17 protein-coding genes are annotated in these 22,499 nt (G+C 73.0%); 12 read left to right on the top strand and 5 right to left on the bottom strand.

Annotation, left to right across the window (positions count from 1 at the left end):
- The first annotated feature begins 423 nt into the window (after positions 1 to 423).
- Positions 424 to 840, top strand: coding sequence for a cobalamin B12-binding domain-containing protein (locus G3I78_RS12550; RefSeq protein ID WP_164423577.1), 417 nt, complete (start codon positions 424 to 426; stop codon positions 838 to 840).
- A 127-nt stretch (positions 841 to 967) separates the two neighbouring features.
- Here the strand turns inward: G3I78_RS12550 and G3I78_RS12545 are convergent, their stop codons facing one another.
- Together G3I78_RS12545 and G3I78_RS12540 are read right to left on the bottom strand one after the other, a co-directional pair.
- Positions 968 to 2,602, bottom strand: a complete 1,635-nt coding sequence (locus tag G3I78_RS12545) for a DUF5691 domain-containing protein (RefSeq protein WP_164423575.1) — start codon at positions 2,600 to 2,602, stop codon at positions 968 to 970.
- Between the two features lie 41 nt (positions 2,603 to 2,643).
- Positions 2,644 to 3,999, bottom strand: a complete 1,356-nt coding sequence (locus G3I78_RS12540; protein ID WP_164423573.1) for an SWIM zinc finger family protein — start codon at positions 3,997 to 3,999, stop codon at positions 2,644 to 2,646.
- Between the two features lie 157 nt (positions 4,000 to 4,156).
- Here G3I78_RS12540 and G3I78_RS12535 point away from each other — a divergent pair, with 157 nt between their 5' ends.
- The 8 genes from G3I78_RS12535 to sucD all read left to right on the top strand — a co-directional run bounded on the left by G3I78_RS12535 (position 4,157) and on the right by sucD (position 14,611).
- Positions 4,157 to 5,287 carry an AAA family ATPase gene (locus G3I78_RS12535; RefSeq protein WP_164423571.1) on the top strand — a complete coding sequence of 377 codons (1,131 nt, stop codon included), beginning with the start codon at positions 4,157 to 4,159 and terminating at the stop codon, positions 5,285 to 5,287.
- 142 nt (positions 5,288 to 5,429) lie between these two features.
- On the top strand, positions 5,430 to 7,964 hold the full coding sequence (locus G3I78_RS12530) for a DUF5682 family protein (protein ID WP_164423569.1): 2,535 nt from the start codon (positions 5,430 to 5,432) through the stop codon (positions 7,962 to 7,964).
- Positions 7,964 to 8,164 carry a hypothetical protein gene (locus tag G3I78_RS12525; RefSeq protein ID WP_164423567.1) on the top strand — a complete coding sequence of 67 codons (201 nt, stop codon included), beginning with the start codon at positions 7,964 to 7,966 and terminating at the stop codon, positions 8,162 to 8,164. The genes G3I78_RS12530 and G3I78_RS12525 overlap by 1 nt, the downstream gene beginning before the upstream one ends.
- A 329-nt stretch (positions 8,165 to 8,493) precedes the next feature.
- Positions 8,494 to 9,747, top strand: coding sequence for a VWA domain-containing protein (locus tag G3I78_RS12520; RefSeq protein WP_239157782.1), 1,254 nt, complete (start codon positions 8,494 to 8,496; stop codon positions 9,745 to 9,747).
- Between the two features lie 225 nt (positions 9,748 to 9,972).
- Entirely contained in the window at positions 9,973 to 11,031 is a 1,059-nt protein-coding gene (locus G3I78_RS12515) for a hypothetical protein (protein WP_164423565.1), read from the top strand.
- Between the two features lie 162 nt (positions 11,032 to 11,193).
- The gene (locus G3I78_RS12510; protein WP_164423128.1) at positions 11,194 to 12,099 is read left to right on the top strand and encodes a hypothetical protein; all 906 of its coding nucleotides are present in this window, start codon (positions 11,194 to 11,196) and stop codon (positions 12,097 to 12,099) included.
- 430 nt (positions 12,100 to 12,529) lie between these two features.
- Entirely contained in the window at positions 12,530 to 13,708 is a 1,179-nt protein-coding gene (gene sucC, locus G3I78_RS12505) for an ADP-forming succinate--CoA ligase subunit beta (RefSeq protein WP_164423563.1), read from the top strand.
- Between the two features lie 18 nt (positions 13,709 to 13,726).
- Positions 13,727 to 14,611, top strand: coding sequence for a succinate--CoA ligase subunit alpha (gene sucD, locus G3I78_RS12500; RefSeq protein WP_164423561.1), 885 nt, complete (start codon positions 13,727 to 13,729; stop codon positions 14,609 to 14,611).
- A gap of 90 nt (positions 14,612 to 14,701) precedes the next feature.
- On the opposite strand, the gene G3I78_RS12495 is transcribed toward sucD, so the two are convergent.
- Positions 14,702 to 15,850 (bottom strand): helix-turn-helix domain-containing protein, encoded by a 1,149-nt coding sequence (locus tag G3I78_RS12495; RefSeq protein WP_164423558.1) that lies wholly within the window; start codon positions 15,848 to 15,850, stop codon positions 14,702 to 14,704.
- A 96-nt stretch (positions 15,851 to 15,946) separates the two neighbouring features.
- Here G3I78_RS12495 and G3I78_RS12490 point away from each other — a divergent pair, with 96 nt between their 5' ends.
- Positions 15,947 to 17,497: a DUF6350 family protein gene (locus G3I78_RS12490; RefSeq protein WP_164423556.1), complete on the top strand. Its 1,551-nt coding sequence runs from the start codon at positions 15,947 to 15,949 to the stop codon at positions 17,495 to 17,497.
- Between the two features lie 50 nt (positions 17,498 to 17,547).
- Here G3I78_RS12490 and G3I78_RS12485 read toward each other — a convergent pair whose 3' ends face one another.
- On the bottom strand, positions 17,548 to 18,348 hold the full coding sequence (locus G3I78_RS12485) for a hypothetical protein (protein WP_164423554.1): 801 nt from the start codon (positions 18,346 to 18,348) through the stop codon (positions 17,548 to 17,550).
- Positions 18,349 to 18,554: 206 nt separating this feature from the next.
- Here G3I78_RS12485 and purN point away from each other — a divergent pair, with 206 nt between their 5' ends.
- Together purN and purH are read left to right on the top strand one after the other, a co-directional pair.
- A complete protein-coding gene (gene purN, locus G3I78_RS12480) occupies positions 18,555 to 19,226 on the top strand; it encodes a phosphoribosylglycinamide formyltransferase (protein WP_164423552.1) in 672 nt (223 codons plus the stop codon).
- Positions 19,223 to 20,785, top strand: coding sequence for a bifunctional phosphoribosylaminoimidazolecarboxamide formyltransferase/IMP cyclohydrolase (gene purH, locus G3I78_RS12475; RefSeq protein WP_164423550.1), 1,563 nt, complete (start codon positions 19,223 to 19,225; stop codon positions 20,783 to 20,785). The genes purN and purH overlap by 4 nt, the downstream gene beginning before the upstream one ends.
- 21 nt (positions 20,786 to 20,806) lie before the next feature.
- Here the strand turns inward: purH and G3I78_RS12470 are convergent, their stop codons facing one another.
- Positions 20,807 to 22,498, bottom strand: coding sequence for a serine/threonine-protein kinase (locus G3I78_RS12470; protein WP_164423548.1), 1,692 nt, complete (start codon positions 22,496 to 22,498; stop codon positions 20,807 to 20,809).
- Position 22,499: the final 1 nt, after the last annotated feature.

Below are 22,499 nucleotides of genomic sequence, written 5' to 3'. Positions count from 1 at the left end.
GCCGGTGATGGCTGTGCGCTGGTGGTGCTGCTGGTGCGCCGGTGACGTGACGAGTCGCTCTGTCGGTGTGGCGACGAGGCTCCCCGCTGTCGTGCCTTACCTGTCCTACGTGCCCTTCGTGCCGTCGCCGACGCGTCTCACCACCGTGTCGCGCGGTCCGCGGCGCGGCGGCGGGACGACCTCGTTGCGGCTCCCGAACGTGTCCCACCATGTGATTTCCCCCTTGGCGTCCTTGGTGAAACTGCCGGTCGAGCGATGCTGTAGATAACGTTCGTTCACTTTCTGGGGTGGGGCGGGGGTTGTAAGGGGGTTGCCTGAGGGGGCGTCGAGGGGAACGCGGGTGGCTTTGGTGGGAACGTTGGTGGGAGTCGGTGCGGTCCTTTCGGCCGCTTCGGTCGCTTGAGTCGCTTCATGGAGGCAGTGATGGGTGTGGCAGCCGGTCCGATCCGCGTGGTGGTGGCCAAGCCGGGGCTCGACGGGCACGACCGCGGGGCCAAGGTGATCGCGCGGGCGCTGCGGGACGCGGGCATGGAGGTCATCTACACCGGCCTCCACCAGACACCCGAGCAGATCGTCGACACGGCGATCCAGGAGGACGCCGACGCGATCGGGCTCTCCATCCTCTCCGGCGCCCACAACACGCTCTTCGCTGCCGTCATCGACCTCCTGAAGGAACGGGACGCCGCGGACATCCTCGTCTTCGGCGGCGGGATCATCCCGGAGGCGGACATCGCGCCGCTGAAGGAGAGGGGCGTGGCGGAGATCTTCACGCCGGGGGCGACCATGCGGTCGATCGTGGAGTGGGTGCGGGGCGCGGTGGGGCAGCCGACGGGGGCGTAGAGGGGGTGGCGTCGGGGGACGTCGGGGGACGTCGGGGGACGTCGGGGCCCGACTGTTCGATGCCGGGACCTCATATAAGGGCGCGGGGAACTGCGCGACCAGCCCCCACCGACCCGCACCCGCCGAATCACCTGACCCAACCCCTTCCTAGTTCCTGGGCCGCACCCCTCAACTCCTCGGCCATCGCCGCCCGCAGCCGCAACGTCGTCACCAGTCTCTGGAACGCCTCCGCCCAGTAACCCCCCGCCCCCGGACTCGCATCCTCCCTCTCGTCCGGCACCGCCATCAGCCCCTCAAGGCGCCCCGCCTCGGACGGATCGAGACACCGCTCCGCCAGTCCCATCACCCCACTGAAACTCCACGGATAACTCCCCGCGTCCCGGGCGATGTTGAGCGCGTCCACCACCGCCCGCCCCAGCGGCGCGGCCCACGGCACTCCGCACACCCCCAGCAGCTGAAACGCCTCCGACAACCCGTGCGTCGCGATGAACCCCGCGACCCACTCGGCCCGTTCCTCCGCCCCCAGCGTGCCGAGCAGCTTGGCCCGTTCGGCCAGTGACACGGCGCCCGGGCCACCCGCTTCCGGCGCGGCGGGCGGACCGAGCAGTGCGCGTGCCCAGCCGGCGTCCCGCTGCCGTACGGCGGCCCGGCACCAGGCCGCGTGGAGTTCGCCGCGCCAGTCGTCCGCCACCGGCAGCGCGACGATCTCCTCGGGTGTCCGCCCGCCGAGCCGCCCCGGCCACACCCCCAGCGGTGCCGCCTCCACCAACTGCCCGAGCCACCAGGACCGTTCGCCCCGCCCCGAGGGCGCCTTGGGCGCGACACCGTCCCGCTCCATGCCCGGATCGCACTCGTGCGGTGCCTCCACGACGAGCGCCGGCTCGGTCTGCGTGCGGTCGACGGCCACGCACGCCCCCGCCCTGACCGCCATCCGCGCCGCCAGCGCCGAACCCGGCAGCGCCGACAGCAACTCCGCCGCCGTGGCCCGCACATTGCGGCTCCGGTCCGCCAGTGCCTGCTCCAGGAACGGCTCGTCGTCCGCCCCCAGCCCGGTGCGCAGCGAGTCGAGGAACATCAGCCGGTCCTCGGCCCGCTCCGACGCCCAGGTCGTGGCGAGCAGCTCGCGCGCGGCGGCGGGGTCCCGGTCCCGTATCGCCGCCAAGAGGGCGAGCCGCTCCGCGAACAGCCCCTCCTCCCACAGCTGTCGGGTGCCCGCGGTGTCCTCCGGCGGCGGCAGTGCCGTGCCCCCGCCGGGTGCCGCGCGCAGGGCGAACCGCCAGTCCGGGTTCAGCCGGGCGAGCCAGAGGGCGCGCGGTCCGGCGAGGGTCAGCGCCGCCGGTCGCAGGTCCGTACGGCCCCGGGCCGCGTCCAGCAGCGCCGGCAGCAACTGCGGTGGCGGCGCGTATCCGCGGGAGTTCGCCGTCGTCAGCCACTGCGGCAGCAGCTCCATCAGATCCGGTGCCGTACCCCTGCGGCCGCCACCGCCCGTGCCGGGACGGTCCGCGAGCAGCATCGAGAGTCTGCGGGCCGCCGCCGCGGGCAGCACCGGGCGGGTGTCCTCGGGCGCGGGCCGCGGTCGCTCCGCCGCGCGCGTCGGACGCAGTCCGGCCCGCCGCCGTACGGTCTCCACGGCCGCCGCGTCCAGCAACGCCACCGGCGCCTCGGGACCGGGCGCGACCCCGGGCGGCGTACGGCGCTCGGTGCCTAGCAGCGCCGAGGTGACCAGCTCCTCCCAGGCGTTCGGCGCGGAGGTCTTGTCCATGCGGTTCCTTTCCGTCCGGTCGGCTGCTCGCACAGTTCCGTTCAGCACAGCTGCACCGCCTCGCCCGCCCCCTCCGGCCACGCCGTCAGCGGCGTGAAGCCGCGGTGGCCGCACTCGCCGAAGACCTTGACCGGGGCGCCGCCCGAGAGCGCCACCAGGCGCCACAGACCCGGGCGGGAACGGGCCGCGGGAGCCAGCGGCAGCGCCGAGTCGCCGACGGCGTCCGCCAGTTGCCAGGAATCGCCGTCCGGGGCCGGTATCACCCCGTCCAGGGTCACCGGGACGGAGTCCAGCCAGGGATCGTCCCGCAGCGCCTCGCCGTACCGGGCCGCAGCCTCCTGTGTCGTCACCCCCGGCGGCCGGGTCGCCGACGGGGCGGGCGGTGCGAACTGCTCGCCGAGTGCGGCCCGCAGCTGTCCGGTGCCGGGATAGGAGGACACCTCGGCCTCCAGCTCCAGCCCCACCGGCAGCGCCAGTTCGGGAGCGCGGCCGGCGGCGCCGTAGGAGAGGAGCAGCGCGGTGCGGCGCGAGTCCGTGCCGTGCAGCCAGATCCGGCGGGTCGTCAGACGGGTGTCCGACGTGTCGTACTGGGCGAGCACCAGCCAGCGGTCCCGCACCGGCGGGCCGTCCGCCGAGGAGGGCAGGCCGATCCGGGAACGGACCGTCGACGCCAGGCCGTCCGGCAGCCGCTCGCGGCGCAGCCAGCCCTGGTCGAGCAGGTGGATCAGGGCGCACTCCTCCAGCAGGCGCACCGGCCAGCCCGGACCGGACGACGGTATCGCCCCCAACTCCCGCACCCGCGAGGCGAGTCCGGGTGCCTGGGCGTCGACCATGCGGGCCGCCGTCTCCTCCCACAGGCCGTACCCCGCCTGTTCCGCCCCGGCCAGGCCGCCGCGCAGCAGGTCGACCATCCGCTGCTCCAGCTCCGTCGCACCCGCCGTGATCCGCACGGCCCGGCGCTCCGCCCTGCGCCGGGCGGCCTCCGGATCACCGGACCCGGCGGCGGAACCGGCCGCGTCCGCCGTCCGCTTCTCCTGCGCCCGCTGCCTCCTCCCCGCTGTCCACTGCTCCGCCCAGTCCGGCGCCGGCCCCGGCGGCACCGCGCCCTCCCCGCCCGCCCAGAGCAGCAGCAGCCCGAGCGCGTGCTTGCACGGGAACTTGCGGCTCGGGCAACTGCACTTGTACGCGGGCCCCGCGGCGTCCGCGATGTCGATGACCGTCTGATACGGCTTGCTGCCACTGCCCTTGCACTGCCCCCACACCGTCCCCTCGTCGGAACTGCCCGCCCCGGACCACGGACCGGCCGCGCCGAGTTTGCTTCCCGCTTTGCGTGAAGCGGCGTCAGGAGCCAGTGCCAGCACCTGATCCGCCGTCCAGCGCACCCCCTGCTGAGTCATGTCATCGAAGGTAGATCCCCCCACTGACAATCGGCCCCGGGCCGCCCGCTGCTTCGCCCCCTGCGAGCACGTTTCCGCAGGTCGGATCGGATTGTCAGTGGCGTGGTGCACGGTTGGTGGCAGATCCGAACCGGCCGAGCTGGAGGGGGCCTCAGCCATGACTGTGTCCGTTGAACCGACATCCGTGGAACCGAAGCAGGTCGAGGAGACCGAGGCGTTGCGGCCGCATGCCGAGGACGCCTTCGCCGCTGAACTCGCCGCGCTGGCCGCGCAGGACGACCGCCCGCGCCCGGCCCGCTGGAAGTTGTCGCCGTGGGCGGTGGCGACGTACCTGCTCGGCGGCACCCTGCCGGACGGCACGCTGATCACCCCGAAGTACGTGGGCCCGCGCCGCCTGGTCGAGGTCGCCGTCACCACCCTCGCCACCGACCGCGCCCTGCTCCTGCTCGGCGTGCCCGGCACCGCGAAGACCTGGGTCTCCGAGCACCTGGCCGCCGCGGTCAGCGGCGACTCGACCCTGCTGGTGCAGGGCACGGCGGGCACCCCGGAGGAGGCCATCCGCTACGGCTGGAACTACGCGCAGCTGCTCGCGAACGGCCCGAGCCGCGACGCCCTCGTACCGAGCCCGGTGATGCGGGCCATGGCCGAGGGGATGACGGCCCGGGTGGAGGAGCTGACCCGAATCCCGGCCGACGTGCAGGACACGCTGATCACGATCCTGTCCGAGAAGACGCTGCCGATACCGGAGTTGGGCCAGGAGGTGCAGGCGGTCCGCGGCTTCAACCTCATCGCCACGGCCAACGACCGCGACCGCGGGGTCAACGACCTCTCCAGCGCCCTGCGCCGCCGTTTCAACACGGTCGTGCTGCCGCTGCCGGAGAGCGTCGAGGCCGAGGTCGACATCGTCTCGCGCCGCGTCGACCAGATCGGCCGCTCCCTCGACCTGCCGGCCGCGCCCGACGGCATCGCCGAGATCCGACGCGTCGTCACGGTCTTCCGTGAACTGCGCGACGGGATCACCTCCGACGGCCGTACGAAGGTGAAGTCGCCCAGCGGCACGCTGTCGACGGCCGAGGCCATCTCCGTCGTCACCAACGGGCTCGCCCTCGCCGCACACTTCGGCGACGGGGTGCTGCGCGCCGGTGACGTGGCCGCGGGGCTCCTCGGGGCCGTCGTCCGCGATCCGGCTGCGGACCGGGTCATCTGGCAGGAGTACCTGGAGGCGGTCGTCCGGGAGCGGGACGGCTGGAAGGACTTCTACCGGGCGTGCCGCGAGGTGAGCGTGTGAACGACGACCTGGGGTGGGGGCGTCCGGCCGGGGGCCAAGGGAACAAGGGAGCCGGTGGCGGTTCGTCGTTCGTGACGTGTGAGGTGTCGGGGCTCGCTGGTTCCCGGCGGCTCCGAGCGGTTTCGGAGGGGAGGGGGACGGTGTGACGGGTGCGGGTGAAGTCGGGGCGCGGCCTTGGCTGTTGGGGGTACGGCACCACGGGCCCGGGTCTGCCCGGGCCGTGCGGGCGGCGCTGGACGCGGCCCGGCCGCGGGTCGTGCTGATCGAGGGGCCGCCCGAGGCCGACGCGCTGATTCCGCTGGCCGCCGAGGAGGACATGCGGCCGCCGGTCGCCCTTCTCGCCCACGCGGTGGACGAGCCCGGCCGCTCCGCGTTCTGGCCGTTGGCCGAGTTCTCCCCGGAGTGGGTGGCGATCCGCTGGGCCCTGGACCACGACGTTCCCGCCCGCTTCATCGACCTCCCGGCCACGCACACGCTCGCGTGGGGGAGGGACGAGGAGGCGCAGGGTGCTGAGGGGCCGGAGCGCACCGACCCTTCGGACGGCGAGCAGGCCGCCCACGAAGCCGTTCGGATTGATCCGCTCGCGGTGCTTGCCGAGGCCGCCGGGTACGACGATCCGGAGCGGTGGTGGGAGGACGTCGTCGAGCACCGGGGCGCGGGGGACGGGGACGTGTTCGAGCCGTTCACCGTGCTGGAAGAGGCGATGGGGGTGCTGCGGGAGACGTACGGGACCGGGGGACACGACCGGGATCTCGTGCGGGAGGCGTTCATGCGGCTCCAGGTGCGGGCGGCTCAGCGTGAGTTCGGGGACGACGTGGCCGTGGTGTGCGGGGCCTGGCACGTGCCCGCGCTGCGCACGAGGACCACCGTCGCCGCGGACAAGGCGCTGCTGAAGGGGCTCCCCAAGGTCAAGGCGGACATGACGTGGGTGCCGTGGACGCACCGCAGGCTGTCGCGTCACAGCGGCTACGGCGCCGGGATCGACTCGCCCGGCTGGTACGGCCATCTGTTCGGCGCGCCGGACCGGCCCGTCGAGCGGTGGCTGACCAAGGTGGCGGGGCTGCTGCGGGACGAGGACCGGATCGTGTCCTCGGCGCACGTCATCGAGGCCGTACGGCTGGCCGAGACGCTCGCGGCGATGCGCGGCCGCCCGCTGCCCGGCCTGACCGAGACGACCGACGCGGTGCGGGCGGTGATGTGCGAGGGCTCGGACGTACCGCTGCGGCTGGTGCACGACCGGCTGGTCGTGGGGGACGTCCTGGGCGAGGTGCCCCAGGCGGCGCCGGCGGTGCCCTTGCAGCGGGACCTCGACCGGATCCAGCGTCGGCTGCGGCTCAAGCCGGAGGCGCTGGAGCGGGAGTTGGAACTGGATCTGCGCAAGGAGAACGACGCCGAGCGCAGCAGGCTGCTGCACCGGCTGCGGCTGCTCGGCGTGGGGTGGGGCGAGCCGGCGGCGTCGCGGGGGAGCACGGGGACGTTCCGGGAGACGTGGCGGCTGCGGTGGGAGCCGGAGCTGTCCGTGCGGGTCGCCGAAGCGGGGGTGTGGGGTACGACCGTGCTGGCAGCCGCGACGGCCAAGGCGGAGGCGGACGCCGTCACCGCGCCGGGTCTCGCCGACGTCACGGCTCTCGCCGAACGGTGTCTGCTGGCCGAACTGCCCCAGGCCCTGCCCGTGGTGATGCGGGTTCTGGCCGACCGGGCCGCGCTGGACGCGGACGTCGGTCACCTCGCCCAGGCCCTGCCCGCTCTCGTCCGTTCGCTGCGTTACGGCGATGTGCGCGGCACCGACACCGGGGCGCTGGCCGAGGTCGCCGCGGGTCTCGCCGAGCGGGTCTTCGTCGGCCTGCCGCCGGCCTGTGCCGCGCTCGACGCGGACGCGGCGGAGGAGATGCGGGGCCACGTGGACGCGGTGCACGGTGCGGTGGGGCTGTTGGGGGAGGTGGCGCCGGGGCAGGACGGGTCCGGGACGGGCGGTGCGGGTGACGGCCCGGCGGCGGTATCGGCTCCGACTCCGGCATCGGCATCGCCATCGGCATCGGTCCCGGCATCGGTCCCGGCAGCGGTCTCGGTGCAGCGTGGGCTGCGGGGGCGTTGGCAGGCGGTGCTCAAGGTGCTGTCCGCGCGGGACACCGTGCCCGGGGTGGTCCGGGGGCGGGCGGTGCGACTGCTGCTGGACGACGGGGAGTTGGCGCAGGACGAGACGGCTCGGCTGATGGGGCTCGTGCTGTCGCCGGGGACACCGCCGGGGGACGCGGCCGCGTGGATCGAGGGGTTCGTCGGCGGGGGCTCCGGCGGCGGGATGCTCCTCGTCCACGACGAGCGGCTGCTCGGCCTGGTCGACGCCTGGCTGACGGGGGTGTCGGCGGAGGCGTTCACGGATGTACTGCCTCTGCTGCGGCGGACGTTCTCGGCGTACGAGCCCGGAGTGCGCCGGACGCTGGGCGAACTGGTCCGGCGTGGCCCCGGGCAGCGGGGAGGCACGGCGGGGGGCGGTTCCGGGATACCGGGCTTCGGGCCCGAGCTGGACGGTGAGCGCGCGGACGCCGTGCTGCCGGTGGTGCGGTTGCTGCTCGGGCTGGACGACGAGCATGACCACGACGACGACCACGCCGACGACAACGACCACGACGACTTGGCGAACGCCGACGGCAACGACCTTGCGGGGGTGGCGGGATGATGACCGACAGGCTGCGGAAACCGGTCGACGGGACGGGGACGGGGACGATGACCGGTGGCGGCGGGGGCGGGCTCGGTTCCGGCTGCCGGTCCGGACACGGCAAGGGGTTCGGCAGCGGGCTGCGGTCCGAGCGCGGCCCGGCCGCCACCGTGCTCGTGATCCCGCTCTGGGATCGGCAGGGGGCGGGGGTGCGCGGATGACGACGGGACGGAGGGAGCCGGTGCTCGACTCGGAGTCCGACCGCGCGCTCGGCTCGGATGTGGATCGGGGGCGGGGTGAGGACGAGGAGGTTGTGATGGGGTCGGCGGCCGACGGCTCGGCCTCGGGGCCGGTGGCGTCCTCGGTGGCGCCCGGCATGGCCATGGGATCGGCGGCATTCTCGGCAACGCCTCGCCCTGGCACGGGGCTGACGGACTCTCACGCGGCCCCTCACACGGACACTCGGACATCGACGGCTGCGGCGACGCGTGGTTCAGTCGTGGGGGCGGCGACGGCTTCGGGGCCCATCGAGCCGGACAGGGACCCGGACATGGGATCGGGATCGGGATCGGCGACGGTCTCAGGGTCCGCCGTCCCCTCGGCCGGCCCCGAGACCACCTCAGCGGCGGGCCTCCCCGCGACCGACCCCGACGGCGACCCCGCCCAAGAGCGGCTTCGGCGTTGGCGGTTGGTGTTGGGTGGGGAGGCGGCTGATGGGACCGGGTGTGTGCTTTCCGGGCGGGATGCCGCGATGGACGGGGCGTTGACGTCGCTCTATGGGCGGCGGGACGGCAAGGGGCAGGCGGGGAGGGAGCGTTCGGCGGGGCTCGGGGGGTCGGCGCCCGCCGTTGCTCGGTGGTTGGGGGACATCCGGACCTACTTTCCGTCCTCCGTCGTTCAGGTGATGCAGCGGGACGCCATCGACCGGCTCGGGCTGTCGACGTTGCTGCTGGAGCCGGAGATGCTGGAGGCGGTGGAGGCCGACGTGCACCTGGTCGGGACGCTGCTGTCGCTCAACAAGGCGATGCCGGAGACCACGAAGGAGACGGCACGGGCCGTGGTGCGCAGGGTCGTCGAGGACCTGGAGAAGCGGCTGGCGACCCGTACCCGGGCCACGCTCACCGGGGCGCTCGACCGCAGTGCGCGGATCAACCGGCCCCGCCACCACGACATCGACTGGAACCGCACGATCGCGGCCAACCTCAAGCACTACCTGCCGGAGTACCGCACGATCGTGCCGGAGCGGCTCGTCGGATACGGGCGGGCGTCCCAGTCGGTGAAGAAGGAGGTCATCCTCTGCATCGACCAGTCGGGTTCGATGGCGGCGTCCGTCGTCTACGCGTCCGTGTTCGGGGCGGTGCTGGCGTCCATGCGGTCGATCAACACCCGGCTCGTCGTCTTCGACACGGCGGTCGTCGACCTCACCGACCAGCTCGACGACCCGGTGGACGTGCTGTTCGGTACGCAGCTCGGCGGGGGCACGGACATCAACAGGGCGTTGGCGTACTGCCAGTCGCAGATCACCCGGCCCGCGGAGACGGTGGTCGTGCTGATCAGCGACCTCTACGAAGGGGGGATCCGCAACGAGATGCTCAAGCGGGTCGCGGCGATGAAGGCGTCCGGGGTGCAGTTCGTGACGCTGCTCGCGCTGTCCGACGAAGGGGCGCCCGCCTACGACCGGGAGCACGCCGCTGCACTCGCCGCGTTGGGGGCACCGGCCTTCGCCTGCACCCCCGACCTGTTCCCGGAAGTGATGGCGGCGGCGATCGAGAAACGGCCGCTCCCGATACCCGAGACGGCGTGAACCAGGGCCGCGGGTTGGGGATTTGTCGACCCGGTGACCTGCGTCTTCGAAGAGGAAAACGGACATGACTGCGCATCGGTAACAGGGGGCTTGCGCTACCTCGGGAGCGCCGTGCAAGGATCGGCGTCTCCACAGTCTTCACGCTTCCGCTCCGCTTTCATTCCGTTTCCACGCCGTTGTGCTTCGTTCCGCTTCGTTCCGTCGCACGGAAGGAACCGCCCTCTCTTGACCCGGCCAGCAGCCTTCCCCGCTGTAGTCCTGCGCGTGCTGCGCACGGCGGCGGGGTGGCGTGTGCGGCAAGTGGGGCTGCTGGTGGGCGGGTTGTTCGTGCTCGGCTTCCTCTGCGGAGGGCAGGCGCAGGCGGCGGACGGAGACGAGGGCGGGGCGTTGCACGGCGGCGAGGTGATCGGTCGGCTGGTGCATCCGTTGGCCCAACCGAGGCCCACGGACGCGGAGATGACGGTGGTCTCGGCCCTGGCGGGGGCGACGCGGACGGCAACGGCAACACCAACGGACAGTGCTACCCGGCCGGTTGGCGCTAAGCCGACCCCCGCCAAGCCCAGCGCTCCCGCCAAGCCGAAGCCCCCCGCTCCCACCGAACCCGGCCACGCCAGCGGCGACTTCACCGAGGGTCTCGGTCAGCCGGACGACGACACGGTCCTCCGTCCGGTGACCGAGGACCTCGTGGGGACGGTGAGCGACCACGTCGTACGCCCGGTCGGTGACCTGGTCGAGACGGTGACCTCGGGGCTGGCCGAGACGGTCGGGATACCGCCGCTGGCCGCGCTGCCGGGCCTGCCGACGTTGCCCGAGTCGCCGTCGTGGCCGACCCTGCCCACGCTGCCCGGACTTCCCACGCCCACGCTGCCCGGCATACCCGGCCAGACCCTGCCCGCGCCGGTCACCTCGGCGTCGCAGCCCCAGGCGGGCGGTGCGGCCGGGGTGAAGAAGCCGGTCGGGGACGAGGGTTCCGTGGGTGAAGGCGCGGTGTACGGGCCGCGGTTCGTGGTCGACGGCACCGTGACGCAGGGGGCCGCGGATCACGAGGCCCGCCGTTCCGCCTCCTCCGTGCACGTGCCCGCGCATCGGGCGCCCGCCGATCAGCCGGGCGGTGCGCTCGGCGGCAAGTCGGCCGTGGACAACGGCTCGTCGCGGCACAGCGACGCGCATGCCGTCACTCTTGACCACCGGGCGCCGCTGCGGCTCGTGCCCGGTGCCGCCGCGGGCGTCGACGCGGCCGGGACCCGGGACAGGCACCGGGACATCCCCGTCTTCCCCGGCTAGGGCAGGCCTTCCCCCGCCGCTGACCTGCCGCGCGGGGGCGGAACAGGTCTGCCCCGGCCGTTCGGACACCCCTCCGATCCGGACGGATCCCCTGGAGCCCTGTGGCTCCGGATGTCCCCCTGCCTCTCCAGGCACCCCAAGATCCAGGGATCTGACGCACTCATGAACAAGAACACCCGCCGTTCCGTCGTCACAGCCGCCGGAGTCACTGGTGCGTGGGCGCTCGGCTCCGCCGTGGCCAGCGCGGACGAGCTTCCGGCGACCGCGCTCGCCACGTGGGACACCGCGTCCGAGGCGTCGGCCGGCACCCTCGGCTCGGTCACCGGCACCGGCACCGTCGACGGCGTCGTCACCGACACGACAGGCGTCACCGGTACCGCCCAGCCGCATCGGACGGCCGATGACGCCAAGGTCACCGTCCTCCAGATGTCCCGGGCTGCCCACGTCAAGGCGTCCAAGATGAAGGGCGCCGCCGCGATCCAGGGCGCCAAGGCGGCCCGCGCCGCGCAGGCCGAGGTGAAGAAGGCCGCAGCGGAGGCCGCCGCCACCAAGGCCTCCGACCCGACCGGGCTCGCCGCACCCACCCGGCCCACCACACCCGAGCCCGGCGTCGACCACCTCTTCGGCCCCCTCTCCGCCCTCGCCCCCGAAGCCGAGCCCGCCCCGGCCGACGCCCAGACGAAGCTCCAGGGTGTCCAGGCGGCGGCGCGTTCCCGGGCGCAGGGCGCCGACGGCGTCGTACGGACGAAGAGGCGGCAGGTCATCGCGGACGCGGGCCGCACCGCGACGGCCGAGACCACCGCCGTCACGACCGCTGTCACCACCGCCGTCACGACCGCCGCCGACGCCACCGTCTCCTACCTCCCGAGCCACATCACGGGCACGGTGACCAGCATCCACCGCCAGGTCACCGGCACCGTCATCCCCCTCACGCGGACCGCAGCCGACCCGACCGGCACCGTCCAGAGCGCCGCCGGACCGCTCGCCGGGCACGCAACCACGGGTGTCGACGGCGTTGCCGAGTCCGTCACCCCGGGCTGCCCGCAAGGCGTGCGGAACCGCGGCTGACCGACCGTGCCCCCACCACCGACTTCGTGAGACGACGGCCCCCGGACGGCCGAAAACCGTCGGTCCGTCCTGCCGGAGCCTCACGGACAGGGTGCGGAGGTCCCCATTGGGGTGGGGATCGTCCGCCCTGAGCCCCTGAAGGGGCTGTTCAAGGGGCCTCACCGGGTTCACCCCAGCCCGGTGAGGCCCTTCACCTTCGGCACGCCGTGCCAGTGAGCGCGGCATCATGTGACAGGTATCACCGCTCAGGTGTGACCCTCGATTTAGGGGCCTCCTGCAAGCAGCGATAACCTGCGAGACGGACATGCCGCGCGCTCGGACACCGTGTGCGCCTCCCTTGTGACACAGACAGTGGTCGGACGTCACGTTGCCCTCGCGGCACGCCCACGCAGACAACGAACCGCGAGATCACTGATAGGGACGGAAGCGCGTGGACCTGTTCGAGTACCAGGCGAGGGACCTCTTCGCCAAGCACGATGTACCGGTGCTGGCCGGTGAAGTCATCGACACGCCTGAGGCGGCCCGCGCAGCCACCGAGCGTCTCGGTGGCAAGTCCGTCGTCAAGGCCCAGGTGAAGGTCGGCGGCCGTGGCAAGGCCGGTGGCGTGAAGCTCGCCGCCACCGCCGACGAGGCCGTGGAGCACGCGACCAACATCCTCGGCATGGACATCAAGGGCCACACGGTCCACAAGGTGATGATCGCCGAGACGGCCCCGGAGATCGTGGAGGAGTACTACGTCTCCTTCCTCCTGGACCGCGCCAACCGCACCTTCCTCTCCATCGCGTCCGTCGAGGGCGGCATGGAGATCGAGGAGGTGGCGGAGACCCGCCCCGAGGCCGTCGCCAAGACGCCGATCGACGCCAACGTCGGTGTGACCCCTGAGGTCGCCCGCCAGATCGTCGAGGCCGCGAAGTTCCCGGCCGAGGTGGCCGACAAGGTCGCGAACGTCCTGGTCACCCTGTGGAAGACCTTCGTCGAGGAGGACGCCCTCCTGGTCGAGGTCAACCCGCTGGCCAAGGTCGCCTCCGGTGACGTCATCGCCCTCGACGGCAAGGTCTCCCTCGACGAGAACGCCGAGTTCCGTCAGCCGGAGCACGAGGCCCTCCAGGACAAGGACTCCGCGAACCCGCTGGAGGCCGCCGCCAAGGAGAAGAACCTCAACTACGTCAAGCTCGACGGCGAGGTCGGCATCATCGGCAACGGCGCGGGTCTCGTGATGAGCACCCTGGACGTCGTCGCGTACGCCGGTGAGAACCACGGTGGCGTGAAGCCGGCCAACTTCCTCGACATCGGCGGTGGCGCCTCCGCCGCCGTGATGGCGAACGGCCTGGAGATCATCCTCGGCGACCCCGACGTCAAGTCGGTCTTCGTCAACGTCTTCGGCGGCATCACCGCGTGCGACGAGGTCGCCAACGGCATCGTGCAGGCGCTGCAGCTGCTCGCGGACAAGGGCGAGGAAGTCACCAAGCCCCTCGTCGTCCGCCTCGACGGCAACAACGCCGAGCTGGGTCGCAAGATCCTCTCCGACGCCAACCACCCGCTGGTCCAGCGCGTGGACACCATGGACGGCGCGGCCGACAAGGCCGCCGAGCTCGCGGCTGCGAAGTAAGGGACGAGGACACCAGCCATGGCTATCTTCCTCAACAAGGACAGCAAGGTCATCGTCCAGGGCATGACCGGCTCCACGGGCATGAAGCACACCAAGCTCATGCTCGCCGACGGCACGAACATCGTCGGCGGCGTGAACCCGCGCAAGGCGGGCACGTCCGTGGACATCGACGGCACCGACATCCCGGTGTTCGGCACGGTCGCCGAGGCGATCGAGAAGACGGGCGCGAACGTATCCGTCCTCTTCGTCCCGCCGGCCTTCGCCAAGGCCGCCGTGGTCGAGGCGATCGACGCCGAGATCCCCCTCGCGGTCGTCATCACCGAGGGCATCGCGGTCCACGACTCGGCCGCGTTCTACGCGTACGCCGTCTCGCAGGGCAACAAGACCCGGATCATCGGCCCGAACTGCCCCGGTCTCATCACCCCGGGCCAGTCGAACGCCGGCATCATCCCGGGCGACATCACCAAGCCGGGCCGCATCGGCCTGGTCTCGAAGTCCGGCACGCTGACGTACCAGATGATGTACGAGCTGCGTGACATCGGCTTCTCCTCCGCCGTCGGCATCGGTGGCGACCCGATCATCGGTACGACGCACATCGACGCGCTCGCCGCGTTCGAGGCCGACCCCGACACCGACCTCATCGTGATGATCGGTGAGATCGGCGGCGACGCCGAGGAGCGCGCGGCCGCGTTCATCAAGGAGAACGTGACCAAGCCGGTCGTCGGTTACGTCGCGGGCTTCACCGCGCCCGAGGGCAAGACCATGGGCCACGCCGGCGCCATCGTCTCCGGTTCCTCCGGCACGGCCGCCGCGAAGAAGGAGGCCCTTGAGGCCGCCGGCGTCAAGGTCGGCAAGACGCCGACCGAGACGGCGAAGCTGGCGCGCGCCATCCTTGGCAACTAGGCACGGCGGCAACTAGGCACGGCCTGGCCGGCTGAACGGTCCGAAACACCGGTGGGCCCGCCCCCTGAGAAGGGGGCGGGCCCACTGCCGTCAACGGCCGACCGGCACCAGCCTCTCCGGACCGCTCACCATCGCCTCCCGCAGCTTCTCCCGAAGCTCCACCTCGGCGTCCGACAGCGCACCCTGCCCCACCCGCGGCGGCACCCCCTGGATCTCCGCCCCCGGAGCGATCGGCGGCTCGTAGTGCGTCGGAGCCGTCCGCAGCGTGAGCGCGGTCGTGCCGATCAGGGCCACCGTGAACGCGATCGCCGCCCGGGTCCAGAAACGGGCCCGGCGTTCGCTCCCGTCCCGCACGGACGGCGGTCTCGCGGCGCGCAACCGCTCCTTGGAGGCCAACTCGGCGAGCCGGCGGTGGAGTTCGGCGGGGTCGGACAGCTCGGGCAGCCGCGCCGCGAGCCGCTCGCGCGCGTTCATCAGCCGGTTCGCCGTGGCCGGGGTGCTCGCCTCCGTCTCCGCCGCCGTCTCCGGAAGATCGAGGCCCACACCGTCGTACAACAGGAGCGTGCGCCGCTGGGACGGCGGGAGTCTCAGGAGTACGGCCATCAGCGCGCGGTCGGCCGGGTCGGCGACGGGGGCCTCGGGGCTGCGGTAGCGGGGGCGGAAGCGGTGCCAGGGGGAGAGCGCGTACTCGTACGCCGTCGCCCGGACCCAGCCTGCCGGGTCCCGGTCCACCGCCACCTCGGGCCAGCGCTGCCAGGCGAGTTGGAAGGCCCGTTCGACCGACTCGCGGGCGAGTTCGCGGCGGCCGGTGAGGAGATAGGTCTGGCGGACCAGCGCGGGGGAGCAGAACGCGTAGAGCGCGTCGAAGGCCTGAGCCGGTGTCAGGGGGGCGGCCGGGCGCTCGGGTTCGGGGGCCGGTGTGGGAGCGGGCTCCGGTGCCGGGTCCTTCTGAACCACCGCCACCTTCTGATCCACCGTCACCTTCTGGTCGACCGTCACCTTCTGAACCACCGTCACCTTCGGTTCCGCAGGCGGCTTGTGGGCGCACTCGGCCAGCAGTTTCACGTACGCCTCCCGTCTGCGGCCGCGCGGAGTCGTGCGGCCGGTCTCCCACGCGCGGATCGTCTCGCGGGTGACGCCCACCCGCGCCGCGACCTGATCCTGCGTCAACGACCCGGCCTCACGCAGGCGTCGGCGTTCCTTGGGCGGAGGGAGGGGGGTCGCAGGGCTCTGCGTCACAGGGCGCCCCTTCGTACGAAAAAGTACATAGTCGTATATTGAGCGACACATCGGGGGTTCGCCTGTTACGACGAGAAAGCGCGTGTCGTTGGGAGCATGGCGGTCGTGATCCAGATGACCGCTCGCCGTACGACGTTGTCGCCCCTGCTCACCCGGTTGCGCGACCGAACGCCCGGCTTGGCCGCCAGCCTCTTGGGTGGTGCCCTCGCCGCGGGCCTCGGCCTCGGTTCGTTCGCGGTGCTCGTGATGGTGCTGTGGATCAGCTCGCCCTATCCCGACAGCGGGCCCGGCGGCGCGCTGCACGTGGCGGCGGCGCTGTGGCTGCTCGCGCACGGGGCGGAGCTGGTGCGGACCGACACGCTCTCCGGGGTGGCCGCGCCCGTCGGCGTCACTCCGCTGCTGCTGCTCGCCGTACCGCTGTGGCTGGTGCACCGGGCGGCACGGGACGCGGCCGCCGGGGACGAGGAGCCGCCGCCGGCGTCCGCGCGGACCGCGTGGGCCGGGGTGGTGCTCGGGTATCTCGCCGTCGGGGCGGCCGCCGCGCTGTACGCGTCCGGCGGTTCGCTGCGGCCCTCGTGGGTGTCGACCTGCGGATGTCTGCCGGTCGTCGTCATGGCGGCCGCCGCGGCGGGGGTCTGGACGGCGTACGGCCGTCCCGCCGAGGCGGTGGACGAGGTGCTGGTGCTGCTCCCCGCGGGGCTGCGGCGGCTGGTGCTCGGGGTGGAGGCGCGGGCCCGGCTCGGGGTCGCGCTGCGGGGCGCGGGGGCCGGGGTGGCGGTGCTCGTCGGTGGTGGGGCGGTGTTGCTCGGGGTGTCGCTGGTGGTGCACGGCGGGGCCGCGCGGGCGTCGTTCCTTCAGCTGACGGAAGGGGTGTCGGGGCGGTTCGCGGTGCTGCTGCTGTGCGTGGCGCTGGTGCCGAACGCGGCGGTGTGGGGGGCGGGATACGCGCTGGGGCCCGGGTTCGTGCTCGGTGCCGGGCATGTGGTGGGGCCGTTGTCCTCGGACCCCGCGCCCTTGCTCCCGCCGTTTCCGTTGCTGGCGGCTGTGCCGGGGGCGGGGGCCGGCGGGCCGGTGCACTGGGCTTCCGCGGCGGTGCCGGTGGTGGCCGGTGTGGTGGTGGGGTGGTTCGTCGGGCGTGCCGGTGCCCGTGAGGGGTGGGCCCGGGGTCGGACGGCCGGGGTCGCCGGGTGGGCGGCCGTGCTGTGCGCGGGGGCGGTGGCGGTGCTCGGCGTGCTGGCCGGCGGGGGGCTCGGCGTGGCGGCGCTGGCCCGGTTCGGGCCGGTGTGGTGGCAGGTGGGCGGAGCGGCGCTGGGGTGGGTCGGGGGAGTGGGGGTCCTGGTGGCGGTGGGGGTGAGGGCCTGGCGGTGCCGGAGCGGGGGCGGGGTGCGGGGGTGGTTCTCGCGGAGGAAGGCGGCTGCGGCCGTGCCGGTGCCCGCGCCCGCTTCTGCAGAGGCCGGCGGGTACGTCCCCTACGACCAGGACGCCGAGCTCGAACCGTACGAGGTGCTGCCCGTCGCCGCCTCCGTGGAGGCCGGGGGGTCGTTGGCCACGCCCTGGTACGACGGGGCGTCCCGGGAGGATCGGTGGGCCGCGCTGAAGGAGGCCTCGGGGGAGGAGGGGGGCGAGAAGGGGGCGGACGAGGCGTGATCCTCGGGCCGCTTGTCCCGCCCCGCTCCTGAAGCACCGAAGGGGCTGACTCAGCTGCTCGTGCCCAGGATGCTCCGCAGCTCCTTCGGCAGAAGGTCCGTGCACGCCTGCTGCGCCTGGTTGGTGAGGGCGTCGCTGGTGCAGGTGTAGTAGTCGTCGTAGACGAGTCTCGCGGTGAAGCCGGCGGCGACGAAGATGATGGCCAGGGAGGCCGTGACGAGGCCGCTCACCGCCGCCGTGGTCTGGGGGCGGGCCGACTGGGGCGGGGTCGGGGCGTCGGGGTTCGGGGTGTGGGGCTTGGCGCGGAGGGCGCTGGCGCCCCAGTAGAGGGCCAGGGCGCCGAGGAGGAGGCCCACGGGCTGCCAGCCGAAGAGGACGAAGAAGAAGGCCCACATGCCGGAGAGCAGGGCGTAGCGGGCGCGGCGCTGGGCCGGGTCCGTCGGGTCCCAGCGCGGGCCCGGGCCGGGGTTGTTCTGGCCCTCGGGGCCGCCGGGGCGGGGCCGGTCGCCGAAGCCGCCGTCGGAACGGCCGGGCTGGCGGTCGCTCCACTGGTTGCCCCAGGGGGTGTAGCCGCCACCGCCGCCACCGCCCTCCCTGCTGTCGCCGCCGTCGTCCTCAGGGCGGCGCGGCTGCCAGGGGCGGTCCGGTGTGCCCTCGGGCGGTGGGGCGAAGGGGTTGTTCTCCTCGGTGGTGTCGCCCGGGCCGGTCGTACCGCCCTGTCCGTTCTTCTTGCCGGAGGAAGGCGCGTCCGGCGGCGAGGCGGGGTGCTCCCGCAGCAGCACGCCGCTGCGCTCCCCTCCCCGCACCGAATGCTGGGAGAGCGTGAGGAGTCGCGGGCTGCGGTCCGGCATCAAGTGAGCGTCTTCCCCTTGGAGTACGAGTCGTCTGGCGAGAGCCGTCACTGGGTGAACGCACCGCACACCGTCCGCGTTCCCGGAGAGGCTCCCGGCAGACGCTACCTTCCGGCCACGCCCCCGTCCCGTGGGGGCCTTCCGGTGTGCCGGTATCGTTGCTGACGGTCGGCCGCTTCGTAGGCTTCCCCGTATACCGGGGCTCGATGCATTCGTACGACCGTACAAAAGATCCCCCGAGAAAGGGCCCCACCGTGGCCGAGCCGGTCAAGCGCCTGGTCGTACTGGTCTCCGGATCCGGTACGAATCTCCAGGCGCTCCTCGACGCCATCGCGACGACCGGGCCCGAGGCGTACGGCGCCGAGATCGTGGCCGTGGGGGCCGACCGGGAGGACATCGAGGGGCTCGCGCGGGCCGAGCGGGCCGGGCTGCCGACCTTCGTGTGCCGGGTCAAGGACCACGGGACCCGCGAGGAGTGGGACGCCGCCCTCGCCGAGGCCGTCTCCGCCCACGAACCCGACCTCGTCGTCTCCGCCGGGTTCATGAAGATCGTGGGCAAGGAGTTCCTGGCCCGCTTCGGAGGGCGGTTCGTGAACACGCACCCCGCCCTGCTGCCCAGTTTCCCCGGGGCCCACGGGGTCCGTGACGCGCTCGCGTACGGCGCCAAGGTCACCGGATGCACCGTCCACTTCGTCGACGACGGCGTCGACACCGGACCGATCATCGCCCAGGGCGTGGTGGAGATCCGGGACGAGGACGACGAGAGCGCTCTGCACGAGCGCATCAAGGAAGTCGAGCGAAGGCTGCTCGTCGAGGTCGTGGGGCGGCTCGCCCGCACCGGCCATCGCATTGAGGGACGAAAGGTAGTTATCCAGTGACCGCCGAGAACAAGCGGCCCCTTCGCCGGGCGCTCATCAGCGTCTACGACAAGACCGGCCTCGAAGACCTCGCGTGCGGCCTGCACGCGGCGGGCGTGGAGCTCGTCTCGACCGGGTCGACCGCGGGCCGTATCGCCGCCGCCGGCGTCCCCGTCACCAAGGTCGAGGAGCTCACCGGCTTCCCCGAGTGCCTGGACGGCCGGGTCAAGACCCTGCACCCGCGCGTGCACGCCGGCATCCTCGCCGACCTGCGCCTGGACAGCCACCGCGAGCAGCTCGCCGAGCTGGGTGTCGAGCCGTTCGACCTCGTCGTCGTGAACCTCTACCCGTTCCGCGAGACCGTCGCCTCCGGTGCCTCCGCCGACGAGTGCGTCGAGCAGATCGACATCGGCGGCCCCTCCATGGTCCGCGCCGCCGCCAAGAACCACCCCTCGGTCGCCGTCGTCACCAGCCCCGAGCGGTACGCCGACGTCCTGGCCGCCGTCGAGGACGGCGGGTTCGACCTCGCTACCCGCAAGCGGCTCGCCGCCGAGGCCTTCCGGCACACCGCCGAGTACGACATCGCGGTCTCCAGCTGGTTCGCCAGCGCCTACGCCCCGGCCGACGAGTCGCAGTTCCCCGACTTCATCGCCGCCGCCCTGGAGCGCAAGAGCACCCTGCGCTACGGCGAGAACCCGCACCAGCCCGCCGCGCTCTACGTCGACGGCACGGGTGTCGGTCTCGCCGAGGCCGAGCAGCTGCACGGCAAGGAGATGTCGTACAACAACTACACGGACACGGACGCCGCCCGCCGTGCCGCGTACGACCACACCGAACCCGCCGTCGCGATCATCAAGCACGCCAACCCCTGCGGGATCGCGGTCGGTTCGGACGTCGCCGAGGCGCACCGCAAGGCACACGCGTGTGACCCGCTGTCGGCGTTCGGCGGGGTCATCGCCGTCAACCGGCCGGTCTCCAAGGAGATGGCCGAGCAGGTCGCCGAGATCTTCACCGAGGTCATCGTCGCGCCCGACTACGAGGACGGCGCCCTTGAGGCCCTCGCCAAGAAGAAGAACATCCGCGTCCTGAAGGCCCCGGCCGCGCCCGCGCACCCCGCCGAGATCAAGCCCATCGACGGCGGCGCGCTCCTCCAGGTCACCGACCGGCTCCAGGCCGAGGGCGACGACCCGGCGAACTGGACCCTGGCGACCGGCGAGGCGCTCTCCGCCGAGGAACTCGCCGAGCTGGCCTTCGCCTGGAAGGCCTGCCGCGCGGTCAAGTCCAACGCGATCCTCCTCGCCAAGGACGGCGCCTCCGTCGGCGTCGGCATGGGCCAGGTCAACCGCGTCGACTCCGCGAAGCTCGCCGTCGAGCGGGCCGGTGCCGAGCGCGCGCAGGGGTCGTACGCCGCCTCCGACGCCTTCTTCCCCTTCCCCGACGGCCTGGAGATCCTCACCGCGGCCGGTGTGAAGGCGGTCGTCCAGCCGGGCGGCTCGGTCCGCGACGAACTCGTCGTGGAGGCCGCGAAGAAGGCCGGCGTCACCATGTACTTCACGGGGACGCGGCACTTCTTCCACTGACGGAACACCACTTGGGCGGCGCTACGTGGAACTGCGGAGCGCCGCCCAGGTGTTGGGCCCCACCTGGCCGTCCACCTCCAGGCCCTTCGCGCTCTGGAACTGCCTGACCGCGGTCCGGGTGTCCTTGCCGAACTCGCCGTCCACGCCCGAACTCCCCACGCTGTAGCCGCGCTTGGTGAGCATGCACTGCACCTGGACGACTCGCTGGCCCTTGTCGCCGTAGTCGGTGAGTTCGGTGCCGGAGTAGTAGGTGCAGCCGGAGATCCAGGCGGGGGTGGCCGGGGGCGCGGTGGTCTTCGTGACCGTGGCGGTGGGGGCCGGGGTGGTCGCGGTGCCGCCGCTTCCGCCGCCCGTGTCGCCGCCGCCGCTGTCGCCGCCGGCGGAAGCGGAGGGGGTGCTGTCCGGCTCGCCGCTCTCCTCGGTGGCGGCCTGCCGGCCCTCGCCCTTGTCCTTCTGCTCCTCCTCCTTCTTCTCCTCGTCCTTGTCCTTGCCGGAGGGTGAGGCGGAGGCGCTGGGCGATTCGGAGGCCGGTGTCCCGGAGGCGCTGACGCTGCTGGAGCCGGTCGGGGCCGCCGCGGCGGGGGAGTCAAGGCCCGGGCGGGTGAGCAGGAAGGCGCCGACGGCCACGGCCCCCACGGCGATGCCCGCCACCCCGGCCAGGAACGGCCTCCTACGGCGCTGCCGGGTCTCACCGGTCCCCGCGACCGGGGAGAGCACCGGTGCCGTCGGTGTGCGGAAGCGATCGGTCTGCCGTACGGACATCCCGTCCAGCACCGCACACCCCTGCTGCCGGTCGCGGAGCCGGGCGGCCAGCGGTTCCTGCCAGTTGGCGGCGCGGCCGTGCCCGGCGGCGGTGGCCGCGTCCGTCAGCTGCCCCGGAGTGGGGCGCCCTGCGGGGTCCTTGGCGAGACAGGCGGTGAGCAGCGACGCCAACGCCGGGTCGGACTGCGCGAGTTCGGCCATCACCTCGGCGTCCGGCGCCTCGAAGGCGACCCGGTGCATGACGTCCACGCCGGTCCCGTCGCCGAAGGGGGCGTGCCCGGTGGCGGCGTAGACGAGGGTGCAGCCGAGCGAGAAGACGTCCGAGGTGTGGTCGCAGCGGCCCTCGCGCAGATACTCGGGCGCCATGTACGCGGGCGTGCCGACCCGGTTGCCGGTCGTGGTGATCGCGCTGCTGTCGGCGGCGCGGGAGATGCCGAAGTCGATGACGTGCGTGCCCCGGGGGGACAGGATCACGTTGGACGGCTTCAGATCCCGGTGTACGACCCCTGCGGCGGCCAGCGCCGACAGCGCCTCCCCCAGCTCCGCCACCAGCCGCCACACCCCGGCCGGCTCCATCAGCCCGCACTCGCGCACGGCGTCCACGAGGGTGAGGCCCGGCAGGTACTCGGTGGCCATCCACAGCAGCGAGTCGTCGAAGCCGGTGCCGAGCAGATGCGGGGCGCGCGGGGTGCGGACCCGCCCGTGCACGGCGGCCTCCCGCTCGAACCGCCGCCGGAAGTCCGGCCCTTCGGCGTACTCGGGCCGGATCACCTTCACCGCGGCGAGGCCCGGACCGTCGTCCTCGCGCCGGGCCAGATAGACCCGGCCCATGCCGCCGCTGCCGAGCAGCCCCAGTGGGACGTACGGTCCGATACGTCCGGGATCGGCGGGCACCAGCGGGACCGCGCCGGCCTGCCTGAGCGTGGTCTCCCCCGCCGGTATGTCTGTCACG

This window comes from Streptomyces sp. SID13726, assembly GCF_010548375.1.
GTDB lineage: Bacteria > Actinomycetota > Actinomycetes > Streptomycetales > Streptomycetaceae > Streptomyces.
The sequence above is the reverse complement of the archived record's forward strand: the minus strand, read 5'-3'. Positions and strand labels throughout refer to the sequence as shown.

What these genes read in the sequence shown, in the direction of transcription:
- G3I78_RS12550 (WP_164423577.1), top strand. Translation starts at nt 424, where the DNA reads ATGGGTGTGGCAGCCGGTCCGATCCGCGTGGTGGTGGCCAAGCCGGGG.
- G3I78_RS12545 (WP_164423575.1), bottom strand. Translation starts at nt 2,602, where the DNA reads ATGGACAAGACCTCCGCGCCGAACGCCTGGGAGGAGCTGGTCACCTCG.
- G3I78_RS12540 (WP_164423573.1), bottom strand. Translation starts at nt 3,999, where the DNA reads ATGACTCAGCAGGGGGTGCGCTGGACGGCGGATCAGGTGCTGGCACTG.
- G3I78_RS12535 (WP_164423571.1), top strand. Translation starts at nt 4,157, where the DNA reads ATGACTGTGTCCGTTGAACCGACATCCGTGGAACCGAAGCAGGTCGAG.
- G3I78_RS12525 (WP_164423567.1), top strand. Translation starts at nt 7,964, where the DNA reads ATGACCGACAGGCTGCGGAAACCGGTCGACGGGACGGGGACGGGGACG.
- G3I78_RS12520 (WP_239157782.1), top strand. Translation starts at nt 8,494, where the DNA reads ATGGGATCGGGATCGGGATCGGCGACGGTCTCAGGGTCCGCCGTCCCC.
- G3I78_RS12510 (WP_164423128.1), top strand. Translation starts at nt 11,194, where the DNA reads ATGAACAAGAACACCCGCCGTTCCGTCGTCACAGCCGCCGGAGTCACT.
- sucD (WP_164423561.1), top strand. Translation starts at nt 13,727, where the DNA reads ATGGCTATCTTCCTCAACAAGGACAGCAAGGTCATCGTCCAGGGCATG.
- G3I78_RS12490 (WP_164423556.1), top strand. Translation starts at nt 15,947, where the DNA reads ATGGCGGTCGTGATCCAGATGACCGCTCGCCGTACGACGTTGTCGCCC.
- G3I78_RS12485 (WP_164423554.1), bottom strand. Translation starts at nt 18,348, where the DNA reads ATGCCGGACCGCAGCCCGCGACTCCTCACGCTCTCCCAGCATTCGGTG.
- purN (WP_164423552.1), top strand. Translation starts at nt 18,555, where the DNA reads ATGCATTCGTACGACCGTACAAAAGATCCCCCGAGAAAGGGCCCCACC.